Source organism: Mesorhizobium sp. BR1-1-6, from assembly GCF_020165355.1.
GTDB lineage: Bacteria > Pseudomonadota > Alphaproteobacteria > Rhizobiales > Rhizobiaceae > Mesorhizobium.
Window position 1 is genome coordinate 169,508 of sequence record NZ_JAIUHZ010000004.1, and the last position, 15,209, is coordinate 184,716.

The window sequence follows — 15,209 nt, forward strand, 5'->3', positions numbered from 1 at the left end:
TCAAAAACTTCCTGATTTTATGGACAAAGCTATGGCGATAGACATGCGCCGTCAAGGCCGGTCACCGGGCCGCAAACGGGAATGAAACCATGTCCGCCACCGTCACCCGCACCGATTGTCAGTCGACGCCACGGGCCGAAGGCTCCGGCTCCAGGACCTTCGCGCCCAACCACCGCTGGAAGGTGCTGGGCATCGGCGTCGCCGCCAATGCCGGTTTTTCCGCTACTTTCTCCGGCATACCGGCAACCGCGGTGCTGATGCGGCAGGGCTATCATCTCGGCAATGCTCAGCTCGGCCTGGCGCTTGGCCTTCTCGGTCTGGGCGTTGCGCTCAGCGAACTGCCCTGGGGCCTGCTCACCGATCGCTGGGGCGATCGCCGTGTGCTTTTGACCGGGCTCGGCGCCACGGCGGCGTGGCTGTTCCTGATGGCGTTGCTCATCGTTCCATCCTCGTCCGGCGAGCCGGGCGTTCATGTCCTGGCCGCTGCCTTGCTCGTCACCGGCCTGCTCGGCGGCAGCGTCAACGGTTCGAGCGGCCGCGCCATCATGGGCTGGTTCCGCGAAGGCGAGCGCGGATTCGCCATGAGCATCCGGCAGACGGCGGTGCCGCTTGGCGGCGGGCTGGGCGCTCTTGTCCTGCCCTCGCTTGCCGCCAGGCATGGCTTCGCGGCGGTCTATGGCCTGCTCGCCGCCTTCTCCGTGATCTCCGCCTTCTTCGCCTGGCGCTGGCTGCACGAACCGCCGACGCAGGGTTCGGCCGCGCCGACCGTTCTGGCCGGGCCCCCGCCGCTGCGCAATGTCGAGGTCTGGCGCATCGCAGCGGCCATCGGCCTGCTGTGCTTTCCGCAAGTGGCCGTACTCACCTTCGCATCGGTCTTCCTGCACGACTTCGCCGGCATGGGGACCCTGGCCACCAGCGCAAGCCTCGCCGCCGTGCAGACCGGCGCCATGGCGATGCGCGTCTGGAGCGGCCGCTTCACCGACCGCCACGGCAACCGCCGGCCGTTCCTGCGCCTGTGCAGTGCGCTCAGCGCGCTTGCCTTCACGCTGCTCTGGCTGCTGGTCCTGGCCAGCCCGACCATATCAGGCGGCCAACCCGTCGTGATGGCCACGCTTCCCGTGATGCTGATTGTCGCAGGCATCCTGGTCTCCGCCTGGCATGGCGTCGCCTACACCGAGCTTGCCACGCTTGCCGGCGCTGGCCATGTCGGCACCGCGCTCAGCCTGGCCAACAGCTTCGTTTTCATAGGTTTCTTCCTGGTTCCGGTGGCCATTCCGGGGCTCTTGCATCTCTGGTCCTGGCCCGGCGTTTGGTTGTCGGCGGCGGCGTGCGCGTTGATCGCGTGGCCCATCTTCCTGCGGCCGGCCTCCATGTCCGTCCCGCCGCAAAACCGCCCCACTTCGCAACCACGAGCCTGAGCCGACCGGGAAAACCCGATCGAAGCTGTTAACGTCCCATCAAGGTTAATGCATCATTTTGCTCTCCAGTGGGGTCAGTAGCGTTCCTGGAGAGAGTTCCGTGCATCGACGTGTCTTGACGCGCCTTGTTGCCGTCGCCGGTGAGAAGAAACGCAGCCTCGTGGCACCTTTCATCGTCGGCCTCGGCATCTGGATCGGATTTCCGACGGTTTCCGCCTACCAGGATATGACGAGCCTCGTTTCCGGCCTCGAGGCGCCGACCCGCTGGAATTCCTATGTCGAGAAATCCGTCGCCGGATCGGTCCATGCCGCCGAGATGCCGTTTGTCGACGACGCTGTGACGGGTTCGCTCTCCGGATCGGGGGTGCGCCTGCCCGGCGTCGGCGCCGTCTCCTTTCGCGGCAAGGGCGGCAAGGTCAGCACTACGCCTGATGAGGACCGCATCGTGCGCGCCGACAAGAAGGGCCGCATCGTCCAGATCTCTCCCGTCGCCCCGCCGAAGAACTTCAACGCCGGCTCGATCTTCGAGCGCACCTCATCCCTGCTGCGGCCCAGCATGGACAGCGGCCTGAAGATGGCTTTCGCCAAACCCCAGATCAAAGGCAAGGAAATCCAGATCGCCGCGGCATTCCACGCGCGTGAGGACAAGAAGCCGGATCCCGGCGTGTCGCCCATGCTTGCCGCCCTGGTCAACAACGATCATCCGGATGTGCTGGCGACGGCCTATGCGCAGGCCGCGCCCGATTATGCCAAGGCGTCGCCCTTCGAGGCCCTGCTCCAGGACGAGGAGCCCAACAGCGGCCGTTTCATCCCGCCGATGGCCAAGGGCGACCATTCGTGGATCCAGAATCCACTTCCGGCGAGCGTCTTCTCCAAGCCCGAGCAAAAATGCCTGGCCAACGGCATCTATTTCGAGGCGCGGGGCGAATCCGTGCGCGGCCAGGCCGCCGTCGCCCAGGTCATCCTCAACCGTGTCCGCAATCCGGCCTATCCCAATTCGATCTGCGGCGTCGTCTACCAGAACGACAGCTGGTTCAACCGTTGCCAGTTCTCCTTCGCCTGCGACGGCAGGAAGAAGCGCATCGACAACCCGGTCGCCTACAAGACCGCGCAGGATGTCGGCATGGCGGTGACCGCCGGCAAGGTCTTCATTCCCGAAGTCGGATCGTCGACCCATTACTATGCCAATTACGTCCATCCCAACTGGGCGCGTACGATGCAGAAGATGACCAAGATCGGCCTGCATATCTTCTACCGCACCTATGGCGGCGGCTGGAGCTGAACGCCCGATAGGCGTCCATATTTTTGCGCGGCTGCGCGGTCTCTCGAAGAGCCGTCGCGCGGAGGATTCGCTCAAGGCGTCCGCGCCGCCATGGCGGGCACGATGTCGCACCTCTCTATTATATTGATTTCATTGTATAAAATACATGGTAACGAACTTCCGCCCGTGGCTTGACGGGCGCAAACCCTCTAACTATGTTGCCGGCGACTTTAGAAGCGGACGGACGGTGACGGTCTGCCCGGGCAGGGGGGTTGCGATGGCCGATGAAACTGGGCCAGGCGGGACCGGAGAAACCGGCCGCGGCAAGCAGCACGAAGCCGCCATCCGCGACGACGAACTTGAGCGCCGCCGGCGTGAACTTGAAGCATCGCTTGCGACAAGACGGCCGGACCGGCTCGAGGGGAAAGACGCGAAACCAGTGACCGGGTACGGTCAGGCACTCAAGCTGTCCAGCGAGTTCATCGCCGGGGTGGTGGTCGGTGCCGCCATCGGCTGGATCATCGACCGTCTGGCGGGGACATCGCCATGGGGTCTGATCGTGTTTCTGCTGCTTGGTTTTGGCGCGGGCGTGCTCAATGTCATGCGTTCGGCAGGCGTTGTGGCGGAATTCGGACAGGGCGACAAATCGCGCTCTGGCCGCGACGACAGCAAGTGACCGCTCTTCAGGCGGCATTTGGAAATAGCCGCCTTTCGACGGGCGGCATGGTAACAAGGCCGCATGCGGCACTGACGGGGTTTGAACGTGGCAGCTGACAAGGTCGATCCGATCCACCAGTTCCATATCAACAAGCTGATACCGATCGATATCGGCGGCTACGACTTGTCCTTTACCAATTCGGCGCTGTTCATGGTCGCGACCGTGGTCGTTGCCGCGGCATTCCTGTTTCTGACGACGTCGAGCCGCAGCCTCGTTCCCGGCCGGCTGCAATCGATCTCCGAAATGGCCTATGAATTCGTCGGCAACATGTTGCGCGACGCCGCCGGCACGCAGGGCATGAAGTTCTTTCCCTTCGTGTTTTCCCTGTTCATGTTCGTGCTGGTCGCCAACCTGCTTGGCCTGTTCCCGTATTTCTTCACCGTCACCAGCCACATCATCGTCACCTTCGGCCTCGCCGTCTTGGTTATCGGCACCGTGATTGTCTACGGTTTCGGCAAGCACGGCCTTGGTTTCCTCAAGCTGTTCGTGCCGCAAGGCGTGCCGGTGTTCCTGCTGCCGCTGGTGGTGCTGATCGAAGTGATCTCCTTCGTCTCGCGCCCTGTCAGCCTCTCGGTTCGTCTGTTCGCCAACATGCTCGCCGGGCACATCACGCTGAAGGTCTTCTCCGGCTTCGTCGTCAGCCTCTCGGCGCTGGGCGCGGTCGGCGTCGCTGGCTCGGTGCTGCCGCTGGCGATGGCCGTGGCGTTGACCGCGCTCGAACTGCTGGTCGCCTTCCTTCAGGCCTATGTCTTCGCGGTGCTGACCTGCATGTATCTCAACGACGCCCTGCACCCGGGGCACTGATAAAAAATTTCCGGCGCAAGAGTTTTCAACATTGCCGCCGGAATGGAATCGCAACGGAATTTCAGATCCAAAGGAGTTGAACAAATGGACGTAGAAGCAGCAAAGTACATCGGCGCCGGCATCGCTTGCCTCGGCATGGGCGGCGCGGGCATTGGCCTCGGCAACATCTTCGGCAGCTATCTCTCGGGCGCGCTGCGCAACCCGTCGGCCGCCGATGGCCAGTTCGGCCGTCTGATCTTCGGCTTCGCCGTGACCGAAGCTCTGGGCATCTTCTCGCTTCTCATCGCGCTGCTGGCCCTGTTCGGCTGAGCCCCTGTTTGGCTGAGCCGCCATTTGGCTAAGCTATGGGAAGATTGGACAGGCCGGCCGCGAGAGCGGCGGGTCTGATATCAGGGGATAGTCCATGTTCGTGACATCTGCCTTTGCGCAAGAGTCCGCGCCTGCCACCGAGGCTGGCCACGCTGCGACGGAAGGCGACACGCATTCCGGCACCAGCGTGCCTGCCGAAGCTCATGGCATGTTTCCGCCATTCGATCCGGCGACGTTTCCGTCGCAGCTTCTTTGGCTGGCGATCACGTTCGGGCTCTTCTACCTCTTCCTGAAGAGGGTGGTGGTGCCGCGCGTCGGCGGCATCATCGATGTCCGCAACGACCGTATCAGCCAGGATCTCGATCAGGCCGCGAAGTTGAAGGGCGAGGCCGACGCCGCCGTTGCTGCTTACGAGCAGGAGCTGGCGGAAGCCAAGAAGAACGCCAACGCCATCGGCCAGCAGGCCAATGACGCGGCCAAGGCGGAAGCCGAGACCGCGCGCAAGAAGATCGAGGCCGCGCTCGACGAGAAGCTCGGCGAGGCCGAGGCGCGCATTTCTTCCATCAAGGCCAACGCCATGAAGGAAGTCGGCAGCATCGCCGAGGACACTGCCTCGGCGATCGTCGAGGCGCTGGTCGGCGGCAAGGCCAGCAAGGCCGAGATCGCGGCCGCGGTCAAGTCCGTGGCCGGGTGAGGAGCGCATCATGGACGCCACATCTCTTGCAACGCTCTGGGCCACGATCGCCCTGGTCATCTTTTTGGGTATCGCCATCTACATCAAGGTGCCCCGCCTGATCGCCAAGGCGCTCGATGCCCGCGCCGCCAGGATCAGCAGCGAGCTTGACGAGGCGCGCAGGCTGCGCGAGGAGGCCCAGCAGTTGCTTGGCCAATACCAGCGCAAGCGCAAGGAAGCCGAGCAGGAGGCCGCAGACATCGTCGCCGCGGCCAAGCGCGAAGCCGAACTGCTCGCCGCCGAGGCGCACAAGAAGACCGAGGACTACGTCGCGCGGCGCACCGCTCTTGCCGAACAGAAGATCGGCCAGGCCGAGCGCGAGGCGATCGGCGAAGTGCGCGCCAGCGCCGTCGACATCGCCGTCGAAGCCGCTCGCACGCTGCTCGCCGGCAAGATCGACGCCAAGGCGGGAGCCGACCTGTTCAAGACCTCGCTCGCCGATGTGAAGGCGAAGCTGAACTGAGCTGAAAACAACAGAAATGAAAAAAGTCGCTGGGAAACCCGGCGGCTTTTTTGTTGTGGCGCGGAGGTCAACGCTGCCGATCTCCCCTCTCGTGGGGGAGATGCCCGGCAGGGCAGAGGGGGGCGCGAAGGAACGCCAGCGCTCGATTCAAAATCAGCTGAATTGGGTGCCGATAGTGCAGGGAACCTGGGCAAGACTAACTGATAGGCTGGAGGGACAGCGCCCCCCTCTGTCCTGCCGGACATCTCTCCCACGAGGGGGGAGATTGGCTGTCACCGCCGCTTTCGCCAATCCTACCAACGCAAGATAGATCGAGCCGCCCTAATCCAGCCCGGCGAAGCTCTCTTCTTCCACCACCTCGGCACCTTCAAGCCTGAATGGCGCGAACGACACGCGGTGCAGCCGCGCCACCGGCCCGTGCGTCTCGATCGCGGTGCGATGGCGGACCGTGGCATAGCCCATATGCACTTCGAAGCCGTAGTGCTGGTGATGGCTGCCGCAGCCGCACATCATGCGGTCGCGCATCACCTTGGCGACGATCGAGGCGGCGGCTATGGATTGCGAGCGCTGGTCGCCCTTGATCAGCGCGCGCCCCGTGCAAGGCAGGCCCGGCGGCACGTCGCGCCCATCGGCAAGCGCGAGCTTCGGCTGCACCGGCAGGCCGGCGACCGCACGGCGCATCGCCTCCAGGCTCGCCTTGAGGATGTTGCTGCCGTCAATGCCCTCGGCGCTGACTGAGGCCATCGACACGCCGAGCGCGGAGCCGATGATGCGCACGAACAGCGCCTCGCGCTGCAAATGGCTGAGCCGTTTGGAATCGTCGAGGCCGTCGGGGATGTTGGCAGGGTCGAGCACGACCGCAGCCGCCACCACCGGTCCGGCCAGCGGGCCGCGTCCGGCCTCGTCCATCCCCGCGACCGGCCACAGGCCTTCGGCCATCGCCTTCGTCTCGAAGGAGAAATCGGGTTTCTCGACGATTTCGAAGAGAGGCGGAGAATCAGAACGCGCGCGAGCCATGTTGCGGCGAGGTTCGCATCGGCTCTGATTCTCCGCAAGTCCCTCCGGGTCGGGTGGGGCGCCGGACCGGGAGGGCACCGTCTGCAGGCCGGGGCAGGCCGGACGGGATTTTTTCGCCACGGCGGCAAACAGCCGCGGTCGTTCAAAGCAGCATCAACTGCTCCTGGTCCTTGCCGGCGGCGACGAACTGGTCGGTCCGCAGCGTGCGCCGCTCGGCATTGAGACCGAGCCGCTTGGCGGTGATTTCGAAGCGCCGGCCGATCTGCCAGGCGTAAGGACCCGCGCCCTTCATGCGCTTGCCCCATTCCGAATCGTAATCCTTGCCCTCGCGCATCGAGCGGATCAGCGACATCACATGGCGATAGCGGTCGGGATAGTGGCGCAGCAGCCAGTCCTTGAAGATCGGGCTGACCTCGAGCGGCAGGCGCAGCACGACATAGCCCGCCTCGCGTGCGCCGGCATGGTGCGCCGAATCGAGGATGCGTTCCATCTCCTGATCGGTCAGCCCGGGGATGATCGGCGCCACCATGACCGAAGCAGGGATGCCGGCATCCGCAAGCTGCCTGATCGCCTCCAGCCGCTTGGCCGGCGTCGAGGCGCGTGGCTCCATGGTGCGCGCCAGCATGCGGTCGAGCGTGGTCACCGACAACGCCACCTTGGCGAGGCCCCGTTCAGCCATGCGTGACAAGATGTCGATATCGCGCGTCACCAGGGCGGATTTGGTGACGATGCCGACCGGGTGGCCGCGCGCCTCCAGCACTTCGAGGATCTCGCGCATGATCCGGTACTGCTTCTCGATCGGCTGGTAGGGATCGGTATTGGTGCCGATGGCGATGGTTCGCGGCTGGTAACCGTCCTTCGACAGTTCCTTGTCGAGCAGGCGCGCCGCGTCGGGCTTGGCGAACAGTTTGGATTCGAAATCCAGCCCCGGCGACAGGCCCATGAAACTGTGCGTCGGCCGCGCAAAGCAATAGACGCAGCCATGCTCGCAGCCGCGATAGGGATTGATCGAGCGGTCGAAGGAGATGTCGGGCGATTCATTGCGGGTGATTATGGTACGCGGCTTCTCGACCTGCACCTCGGTCTTGAAGGGAGGCAGTTCCTCCAGCGAGTTCCAGCCATCGTCGAAGACATGCCGGCTGACCGGCTCGAACCGGCCGGACGGGTTGATGCCTGCCGACCGGCCGCGGTTGCGGTCCGGACGCACGCGCATGCCGCTCTGCTCGATCATAGCATTGGCCATTTCGGCTCGTCCTGCTCCGAAGGCGGCAATGTCGGCGCGCATGATCGGTTCCATCTTCGCCCGCTCCCAGGGACTGTCCATGTTGTTTCGAATCGCTCTGCTCATGAATTTAATCCTATTTGCCAAACGAGAACAAAGCAAGAACTTTCTATGGTGCGCCGCAAAAACTGGCGCTGCGTTCCGCTTTCCGCTATTCGGCAAATGATGCTCACCGTTCTCATAGAGACCCACAATGACGAGGAGGGCCTCGCTCGCACCCTGGCGACGCTGATCGGCGGCGCGGTCGAGGGCGTGGTGCGCGAGGTCATCGTCTGCGACACCGGTTCCACCGACCAGACTCATCGCGTCGCCGAGCATGCCGGGTGCCAGTATGCGACCGACGGTGTCGCGGCGGCCATCCGGCACGCGAAAGGCGATTGGCTGTTGCTGCTGGAACCGGGCGCGCGGCTGGTCGACGGATGGATCGACGAGGTCGTTGCGCATACGAGGCAAACCATGGCGGCGCGGTTTTCACGCACACGCGCCGGCCGCGCGCCATTCCTGGCCCGTATCTTCTCGGGAAACCGTGCCTTGGCCGACGGGCTGCTGATCAGCAAGCGCCAGGCCACATCCTTGTCGAAAACAGCCGGCAGCGCCGAGGCTCTCGCTCGCGGCCTGGCGACCAAGCGGCTGGATGCCGAAATCTGGGCCGCTCCGGCAAAACAAGAGCACCGCCCGTCCAAATGATTTTGCAGCTGCTCTGTCTACGTGCGTTGCACATGTGACGCGCAGCTAGTTTCCGATCACGCGGGTGGCGGCGCGCCGGCCGCGGCTGATGATGGAAGTGGTTTCGGTGTCTCGCGGTCCTCGCGCCGGCGCTTCCACGGCGAGCCGGTCATTCGCTAAAACGCATCTCCACAGGCATCCAGCGAAGACGACGTCTGGCTTGACGCTCTGCCTTGCTTTCCGCGTCGTAGTCGACCGGGATCGGTTCCTGACTGAACGACCTTTGATCGTCCAGGGCGTTGATGATGACGATTGCCCTGGCATCGTCCTCTCCGGCGATTGCGGCGGTATAGACACCGCATTCACCGCAGATCAGGTAGTCGGCCGTCCCCAATCCAAAACGGTATTTCTTCAATCGCTGGATGTCCTTGACCCAGATGATCAGCCTGCCGTCCGGATCGGCGACGGCGCGCGAGCCATGCTTGGTACAGAACGAGCACTGGCAGGCGCGAACCTCGATTTTCGATGGATCGAGCTCGGTTGAAAATCGAAGGCGTATGTTGCCGCAATGGCACCCGCCATTATGCACTGTCATCGCGTCCGCCCGTCTTCAACGGCGATGGCCGCCGCCGCGAGACGATACGTCCTGCCGCATCCGGTTTGGAATGGTCTTTCGAAGGCGAAGGCGGTGTTCTGCCTGGCAAACGCGGCGTGAAACCAGCGCCTTGCCTCGGCTTTCACGGAGCCGACATGCCGCGCCGCAGGTGCTCGTCCAGGCGCGGCATGATCTCGACGAAGTTGCAGGGCATGTGCCGGTAGTCGAGCTGCGCCTTCAAGATGCCGTCCCAGGCATCCTTGCAGGCGCCGGGCGAGCCCGGCAGCACGAAGACGAAGGTGGCGTTGACGACGCCGCCGGTCGCCCGGCTCTGGATCGTGGAGGTGCCGATCTTGTCGTAGGAAATGCGGTGGAACACCTCGGAAAAACCATCCATGCGCTTTTCGAAGATCGGCTCCAGCGCGTCCGGCGTCACGTCGCGCCCGGTGAAGCCGGTGCCGCCGGTGGTGATGACCACATCGATCCCATCATCCTTCGACCAGCCGAGCACCTTGTTGCGGATCTTGTCTCCATCGTCGGTGACGATATCGCGGGCGGCAAGGATGTGGCCGGCTTCCGCGATGCGGTCGGCCAGCGTCTGGCCGGACCTGTCGTCGGCAAGGCTGCGCGTGTCGGAAACGGTCAGCACCGCGATGCGGACCGGAATGAAGGAACGGCTCTCGTCAGTCCTGGCCATGGGCATCTGCCTCCGCCGTCATGCTGCGCGTCGCGGCGACGAACCAGTCGGGTTGCCGGGCACGGATGTCGGCGGCCGCGCGCTTGGCGACGTTGCCGGTCTCGAACAGGCCGAAGCAGGTGGCGCCGGAACCCGACATGCGGGCAAAACCGGCCCCGGCCTTGTTCAGCACCGAAAGTGCCTTGCCGATGGCGGGCTCGATGGCGCGGGCCGCCGGCTCAAGGTCGTTGCGCGTAATCTCCAGCCAGTTGCGCAGGCTGTGGAAGTCGACCACGCGCGGCAGCGGCGGAAGCGCTTCATTGTCGCGCCGCGACAGCGCGTTGAACACGTCGGTTGTCGAGACCGCCTTGCCGGGATTGACCAGCACCAGTCCGAGCGCCGAGAAATCCGGCACGATCGACAACTCCTCGCCGATGCCGCGTGCAATCAGCGGCCTGGCTGCCAGACACATGGGAATGTCGGCGCCGAGCGAAAGCCCGATCCGCGCCAGCGCGGCATCGTCGATGTCGAGTTGCCAGCTTGCCGCAAGCCCGCGCAGAACTGCTGCCGCATCGCTCGACCCGCCGCCGACGCCGGAAGCGACGGGCAGGTTCTTTTCGAGCTTGATGGAGACCGGCGGCGTGCCGCGAGGACCGGCCGCCTGCCGCAGCGCGTCACGCGCCCTGAGCACCAGATTGCTGCCGTCGAGAGGAACATCCGGCGCATAGCGGCCGGACACGCTGAAATCGTCTCGCTCGGCAAGCTCGATCTCGATCCTGTCGCCAAAGCGCGTGAACACCGCCAGGCTTTCGATCAGATGATACCCGTCATCGCGCCTGCCGGTGACATGCAGAGCGAGGTTTATCTTGGCGGGCGCCGGCCACATCCGGACGCGCCGGCCGGATTCCAGGCTCTCGATTGCGAGTGAAATGAGGATCAGTCCTTGGCCAGCCGGTACTCGCCGGTCTTCGGATCCTTCACCAGCGTCCCCATCGCGCCGTTTGCCGTCTGCTTTTCGGTGCGCCGCACCTTGGCGGTTACGCGCTCGGCCTCGCGGATGAAGGTGCGGTAGCCAAAATAAGCGGCGATCCCGACGACGGCGAAGAAAATGATCTGCGGCATATCAAAACTCCTCCCACGCTGGGCCGGCGAAGGGCGGCCGGTCGGGTCGATTGGCGCATGTCGTCCAAAGGCGGTTTCTGGAGAAAAACGACATGCATGGAACTTCGAGGTTCATGCTAGACGGTTTTGCCGGGTTTTCAAAGCCCGAAGCGCGCCCACAAAGCGCGCTCTTGCGCCGCATCGATCACGCCCCCGGCGGCAGCGGCGGCAATATCGGGCGCCGAAAATCCCTTGCTCGAGCCGAACAGCCCGAAGCGGCCGAACAAACCGCGCGGCGCCGAGATCAGCTTGAGTTGGGTTTTCGCCCCGAACCGCGTCTTGAGCACGGATCGCATGTCGCCGAGCGCATCGACAAGCCCAAGCTCCAGGCCGCGCTTGCCGGTCCAGAACAGGCCCGTGAACAGGTCGGGATCGTCCTTGAGCTTGGTGCCGCGCCGCTCCTTGACCAGATCGATGAAGGTTTCGTGCACTTCGAGCTGCAGCGCCTTCAGCCGTTCGATGTCTTCCTTTTTCTCGGGCTTGAATGGATCAAGCACCGACTTGTTCTGCCCTGCCGTGTGGACGCGGCGCTCGACGCCGATCTTCTTCATCAGCTCCGGGAAGCCGAACGAGGCCGACACCACGCCGATCGAGCCGACGATGGACGACGGGTCGGCGAAAATCTCGTCGCCGGCGACCGCGATCATGTAGCCGCCCGAGGCAGCGACGTCCTCGACGAAGACCAGCACCTTTCTGTTCTTCTCGATCGCCAGGTCGCGGATACGCTTGAAGATCAGCCGCGACTGCACCGGCGAGCCGCCGGGCGAATTGATGGAGACGGCGATGGCAGGCGCATCGAAGGAAAACGCCTTTTCGATCAGCCCGGCGGTGGAGGCAAGCGACAGGCTGGGACGGAACGGGCCGCCGCCCGCCAGGATGGTGCCGTGCAACCGGATAACCGGAATGGTGACGACCGTGGAACGCCAGGATTTCGGCAGCAGGCGGTTGAAAAGGCGTTTCACTGAGGTCGATCTCCGCTCGATGGGTTGCCAGCATGTAGGAATTTCAAGGCCAACGGCAATGCCGCGGCCATCGCGGCCAGTTTGTGTTCAATCTCCGAACAGGGAGGCGAGGCCGTTGTTGATCATCTCCGTCCGTTCCGACGGGCCGTCGCCCGTCTGCGCGTGAAGCATCAACGGCGGCCGGATGGCGAGTTTGCCGCGCGCCCCGAACGTTGCCCTGACGATGATGCGGATCGCCGTGGCATCGGGACGGGGATGCACGGCCAGCATCTCGGCGTCGCCGAAACGGCCCGCGATCGCATCGAGAAGCGAACCGAGTTGCTCGGGCCGCGCGATGACGGCAAGCCCGCCGCGCGGCCTGACCACTGCTGCGGCACTGCGGATCCAGCCCTCTAACAGCCCGTCCTCCATGACATGCGCTTCCTTTCTCAAGCGCTCGGGCGTGGCGCGGTCCTGCGCGGCGTTGAAGGGCGGATTCATGATGACGAAATCGAAATCATTGTCGCCGAGGCCGGCCGCCGTCCTGGCGCGGCCCGAAAGCGCGACATTGGCGACGAGCACCGAAGCGCGGTCGACGAGGTGAGCGTTGCCGGGATGCGCGAGCGTGGCCGCGGCGAAAGCCGCCATTTCCGGCGCGCGTTCGACCAGCACGGCCCGGGCCGTCGGGCAGCGCGCCAGAACGGCAAGTGCCGCGGCACCGGCGCCGGCGCCGAAATCGGCGAGACGCCCGCCGAAGGAGGACGGCACGGCAGCCGCCAGCATCATGGCGTCCATGCCGGCGCGATGGCCGCCATGCTTGGGCTGCACCAGCCAGAACCGGCCGCGATGGAAGGCATCGACCGTGTGGGCTGGCGTGTCCGGGGCGAGGGCGGCTGGCGCGGCGGACATTATTTTTGGCGGATCTCGTTGGCGATGCCGGCATCCGTCAGGATGCGCCGCGCCGCGTCGGCCTTGTCGGCGTCGACCATGACGCGCCGCGGCAGGATGCCGAGCGAGCCGTCGAGCACGCTCATATTCTGGTCGGCCACGAAGCAGCCGATGCCGGCATCGCGCATCAGCGATTCGACGAAGGAGATGATGACCGCGTCGTTGGTGCGAATGAGCTCTATCATCTGACGAAACTCTCAGTTTGCCGCGTTCATGTAAACGCATGCGAGGCCCGAAACCAGAGAAGCCGCGCCAATTCGCCACTTGCCGTGGCCGCGTTCGCCGCCCTAGAGTCCGTAACGGAACTAAGGGTGCCGTCGCACGCGTTACATCAGACGGGAGAGTTTGTCGTGGGTGTCGTTCTCAACATCGAAAACGGAAAGCGGGAACCCGCCTCCATCAAGGATCTGATCGACCTGACGGCGGCCGACATGGGGCGCGTCAACGAATTGATCCTGTCGAAGGCCGGATCCGATGTCGAGATGATCCCGGAGGTCGCCAACCACTTGATCTCGTCGGGCGGCAAGCGGCTCAGGCCAATGCTGACGCTCGCCGCCGCACAGATGTTCGGCTATGCCGGCGAGGGCCACGTCAAGCTCGCCACATCGGTCGAGTTCATGCACACGGCGACGCTGCTCCACGACGACGTCGTCGACGAGAGCGGCATGCGACGCGGCAAGAAGACGGCCCGCATGATCTGGGGCAACCAGGCGAGCGTGCTGGTCGGCGACTTCCTGCTTGGCCAGGCATTCCGCATGATGGTCGATGTCGGTTCGCTGGAGGCGCTCGACATCCTGTCGAGCGCGGCCTCGATCATCGCCGAGGGCGAGGTCATGCAGCTTGCCGCCGCCAAGAACCTGGAGACCACCGAGGACGAGCATTTCGCCGTCATCAAGGCCAAGACCGCGGCCCTTTTCTCGGCTGCCGCCGAGGTCGGCCCCGTCATCGCCCAGGCGACGCGCAACGACCGCGCCGCCTTGCGCTCCTACGGCATGAATCTCGGGCTCGCCTTCCAGCTGATCGACGATGCGCTGGACTATGGCGGCACCAGCAAGGATCTGGGCAAGAATGTCGGCGACGATTTTCGCGAGGGCAAGGTGACGCTGCCGGTCATTCTCGCCTACCGGCGCGGCAGCAAGGCCGAGCGCACCTTCTGGAAGCGGGCCATCGAGGACAATGTCACCGATGACGCCGGCCTCGGAAAGGCGATCGGGCTGATGACCCACCACGGCGCGATCGCCGACACGATCGGGCGCGCCCGTCATTTCGGCGAGATCGCCCGCGACGCGCTGGCGCCGCTGGAGGCGACGCCGCAGAAATCGGCGCTGATCGACGTCATCGACTTCTGCATCAGCCGGGTGAACTGAGCCGCTGCCTTTCACGCAGCTCTCCTCTGGCTCGTGCTGGGGAGAAATCCGTGAATCCTTCTCCGCCGCCTCGACAAGCTGCCCGGCTGCAAATTATCTATAAAACATGGCAAAGGGCACGGACGACACCATCGCGGTGCGCATCGGCAAGGTTCTGGCGGATCGCATCATCTCGGGCGCGATCGAGCCGGGCGCCCGGTTGCGGCAGGACCATGTCGCCGAGGAGTTTAACACCAGCCATGTGCCCGTGCGCGAGGCCTTTCGCCGCCTCGAGGCGCAAGGCCTCGCCGTCAGCGAACCGCGCCGCGGCGTGCGCGTGGCGGCTTTCGACCTCGGCGAGGTCAAGGAGGTCGCCGAAATGCGGGCGGCGCTCGAAGTGCTGGCGCTGCGCCACGCGGCGCCGCATCTGACCTCCGCTATTCTCGATCGGGCCGAGGAGGCCAGCAAGGCCGGCGACAAATCCCGGGACGTCAGGTCGTGGGAAGAAGCCAACCGCGCCTTTCACCGGTTGATCCTGACGCCATGCGGCATGTCGCGTCTTCTCGCCACCATCGATGACCTGCACGCCGCAAGCGCCCGTTTCCTGTTCGCCGCATGGCGCTCGGAATGGGAGACCCGTACCGACCAGGACCACCGGGCGATATTGGCCGCCTTGCGGCAGGGCAACACCGAATCGGCCGCGGCGACATTGGGGCGGCACGTGCAATGGATTGGCCGCAAGCCGGTCAGGACAGCCTCCGGCACCACGCGAGAGGCCTTCGCGATCGTGGGCTAACCGCCTTGCGCAAGGCGTGCCTTGCCATCGTCCGAAAATTGTGGCTTCGATAATAGATCGAAGGCAAAAATTATC

The 15,209-nt window shown here is 64.6% G+C and carries 19 protein-coding genes; 10 read left to right on the forward strand and 9 right to left on the reverse strand.

Annotation, left to right across the window (positions count from 1 at the left end; genetic code table 11):
• Positions 1-89: 89 nt before the first annotated feature.
• From LB545_RS10775 to LB545_RS10805, 7 genes are all read left to right on the forward strand, one after another.
• Positions 90-1,418 (forward strand): MFS transporter, encoded by a 1,329-nt coding sequence (locus LB545_RS10775; protein WP_140781608.1) that lies wholly within the window; start codon positions 90-92, stop codon positions 1,416-1,418.
• A 100-nt stretch (positions 1,419-1,518) separates the two neighbouring features.
• Positions 1,519-2,700, forward strand: a complete 1,182-nt coding sequence (locus tag LB545_RS10780) for a cell wall hydrolase (RefSeq protein WP_140671794.1) — start codon at positions 1,519-1,521, stop codon at positions 2,698-2,700.
• 256 nt (positions 2,701-2,956) lie between these two features.
• Complete coding sequence (locus LB545_RS10785) at positions 2,957-3,355, forward strand: AtpZ/AtpI family protein (RefSeq protein ID WP_140498124.1); 399 nt, start codon at positions 2,957-2,959, stop codon at positions 3,353-3,355.
• Between the two features lie 87 nt (positions 3,356-3,442).
• Positions 3,443-4,201 carry a F0F1 ATP synthase subunit A gene (locus LB545_RS10790; protein WP_140497962.1) on the forward strand — a complete coding sequence of 253 codons (759 nt, stop codon included), beginning with the start codon at positions 3,443-3,445 and terminating at the stop codon, positions 4,199-4,201.
• Between the two features lie 84 nt (positions 4,202-4,285).
• On the forward strand, positions 4,286-4,510 hold the full coding sequence (locus tag LB545_RS10795) for a F0F1 ATP synthase subunit C (protein ID WP_140497964.1): 225 nt from the start codon (positions 4,286-4,288) through the stop codon (positions 4,508-4,510).
• Positions 4,511-4,604: 94 nt separating this feature from the next.
• A complete protein-coding gene (locus LB545_RS10800; protein WP_140497966.1) occupies positions 4,605-5,204 on the forward strand; it encodes a F0F1 ATP synthase subunit B in 600 nt (199 codons plus the stop codon).
• A gap of 10 nt (positions 5,205-5,214) precedes the next feature.
• Complete coding sequence (locus tag LB545_RS10805; protein WP_140514758.1) at positions 5,215-5,706, forward strand: F0F1 ATP synthase subunit B; 492 nt, start codon at positions 5,215-5,217, stop codon at positions 5,704-5,706.
• Positions 5,707-6,027: 321 nt separating this feature from the next.
• On the opposite strand, the gene LB545_RS10810 is transcribed toward LB545_RS10805, so the two are convergent.
• Together LB545_RS10810 and LB545_RS10815 are read right to left on the reverse strand one after the other, a co-directional pair.
• Positions 6,028-6,723, reverse strand: coding sequence for a ribonuclease HII (locus LB545_RS10810; RefSeq protein WP_140514759.1), 696 nt, complete (start codon positions 6,721-6,723; stop codon positions 6,028-6,030).
• A gap of 142 nt (positions 6,724-6,865) precedes the next feature.
• Positions 6,866-8,020 carry a PA0069 family radical SAM protein gene (locus LB545_RS10815; RefSeq protein ID WP_140514951.1) on the reverse strand — a complete coding sequence of 385 codons (1,155 nt, stop codon included), beginning with the start codon at positions 8,018-8,020 and terminating at the stop codon, positions 6,866-6,868.
• A gap of 150 nt (positions 8,021-8,170) precedes the next feature.
• On the opposite strand from LB545_RS10815, the gene LB545_RS10820 reads away from it, so the two are divergent.
• Complete coding sequence (locus LB545_RS10820; protein ID WP_224705082.1) at positions 8,171-8,692, forward strand: glycosyltransferase; 522 nt, start codon at positions 8,171-8,173, stop codon at positions 8,690-8,692.
• Positions 8,693-8,840: 148 nt separating this feature from the next.
• On the opposite strand, the gene LB545_RS10825 is transcribed toward LB545_RS10820, so the two are convergent.
• The 7 genes from LB545_RS10825 to LB545_RS10855 all read right to left on the reverse strand — a co-directional run bounded on the left by LB545_RS10825 (position 8,841) and on the right by LB545_RS10855 (position 13,177).
• Positions 8,841-9,266 (reverse strand): GFA family protein, encoded by a 426-nt coding sequence (locus LB545_RS10825; protein WP_224705006.1) that lies wholly within the window; start codon positions 9,264-9,266, stop codon positions 8,841-8,843.
• A 142-nt stretch (positions 9,267-9,408) separates the two neighbouring features.
• Complete coding sequence (gene moaB, locus LB545_RS10830; RefSeq protein ID WP_140564282.1) at positions 9,409-9,963, reverse strand: molybdenum cofactor biosynthesis protein B; 555 nt, start codon at positions 9,961-9,963, stop codon at positions 9,409-9,411.
• Positions 9,950-10,828: a 4-(cytidine 5'-diphospho)-2-C-methyl-D-erythritol kinase gene (locus LB545_RS10835; protein ID WP_224705007.1), complete on the reverse strand. Its 879-nt coding sequence runs from the start codon at positions 10,826-10,828 to the stop codon at positions 9,950-9,952. Before LB545_RS10835 ends, moaB begins: the two co-directional genes overlap by 14 nt.
• Positions 10,829-10,878: 50 nt before the next feature.
• Positions 10,879-11,064 carry a hypothetical protein gene (locus LB545_RS10840; protein ID WP_140497980.1) on the reverse strand — a complete coding sequence of 62 codons (186 nt, stop codon included), beginning with the start codon at positions 11,062-11,064 and terminating at the stop codon, positions 10,879-10,881.
• 137 nt (positions 11,065-11,201) lie between these two features.
• The gene (locus tag LB545_RS10845; RefSeq protein WP_224705008.1) at positions 11,202-12,065 is read right to left on the reverse strand and encodes a S49 family peptidase; all 864 of its coding nucleotides are present in this window, start codon (positions 12,063-12,065) and stop codon (positions 11,202-11,204) included.
• 87 nt (positions 12,066-12,152) lie between these two features.
• Positions 12,153-12,953, reverse strand: coding sequence for a methyltransferase (locus LB545_RS10850; RefSeq protein ID WP_224705010.1), 801 nt, complete (start codon positions 12,951-12,953; stop codon positions 12,153-12,155).
• Complete coding sequence (locus LB545_RS10855; protein ID WP_135901951.1) at positions 12,953-13,177, reverse strand: DUF2007 domain-containing protein; 225 nt, start codon at positions 13,175-13,177, stop codon at positions 12,953-12,955. Before LB545_RS10855 ends, LB545_RS10850 begins: the two co-directional genes overlap by 1 nt.
• Before the next feature lie 165 nt (positions 13,178-13,342).
• Here LB545_RS10855 and LB545_RS10860 point away from each other — a divergent pair, with 165 nt between their 5' ends.
• Positions 13,343-14,359, forward strand: coding sequence for a polyprenyl synthetase family protein (locus LB545_RS10860; RefSeq protein ID WP_140497986.1), 1,017 nt, complete (start codon positions 13,343-13,345; stop codon positions 14,357-14,359).
• A 106-nt stretch (positions 14,360-14,465) separates the two neighbouring features.
• Positions 14,466-15,134: a GntR family transcriptional regulator gene (locus LB545_RS10865; protein ID WP_140497988.1), complete on the forward strand. Its 669-nt coding sequence runs from the start codon at positions 14,466-14,468 to the stop codon at positions 15,132-15,134.
• The last annotated feature ends 75 nt before the right edge of the window (positions 15,135-15,209 follow it).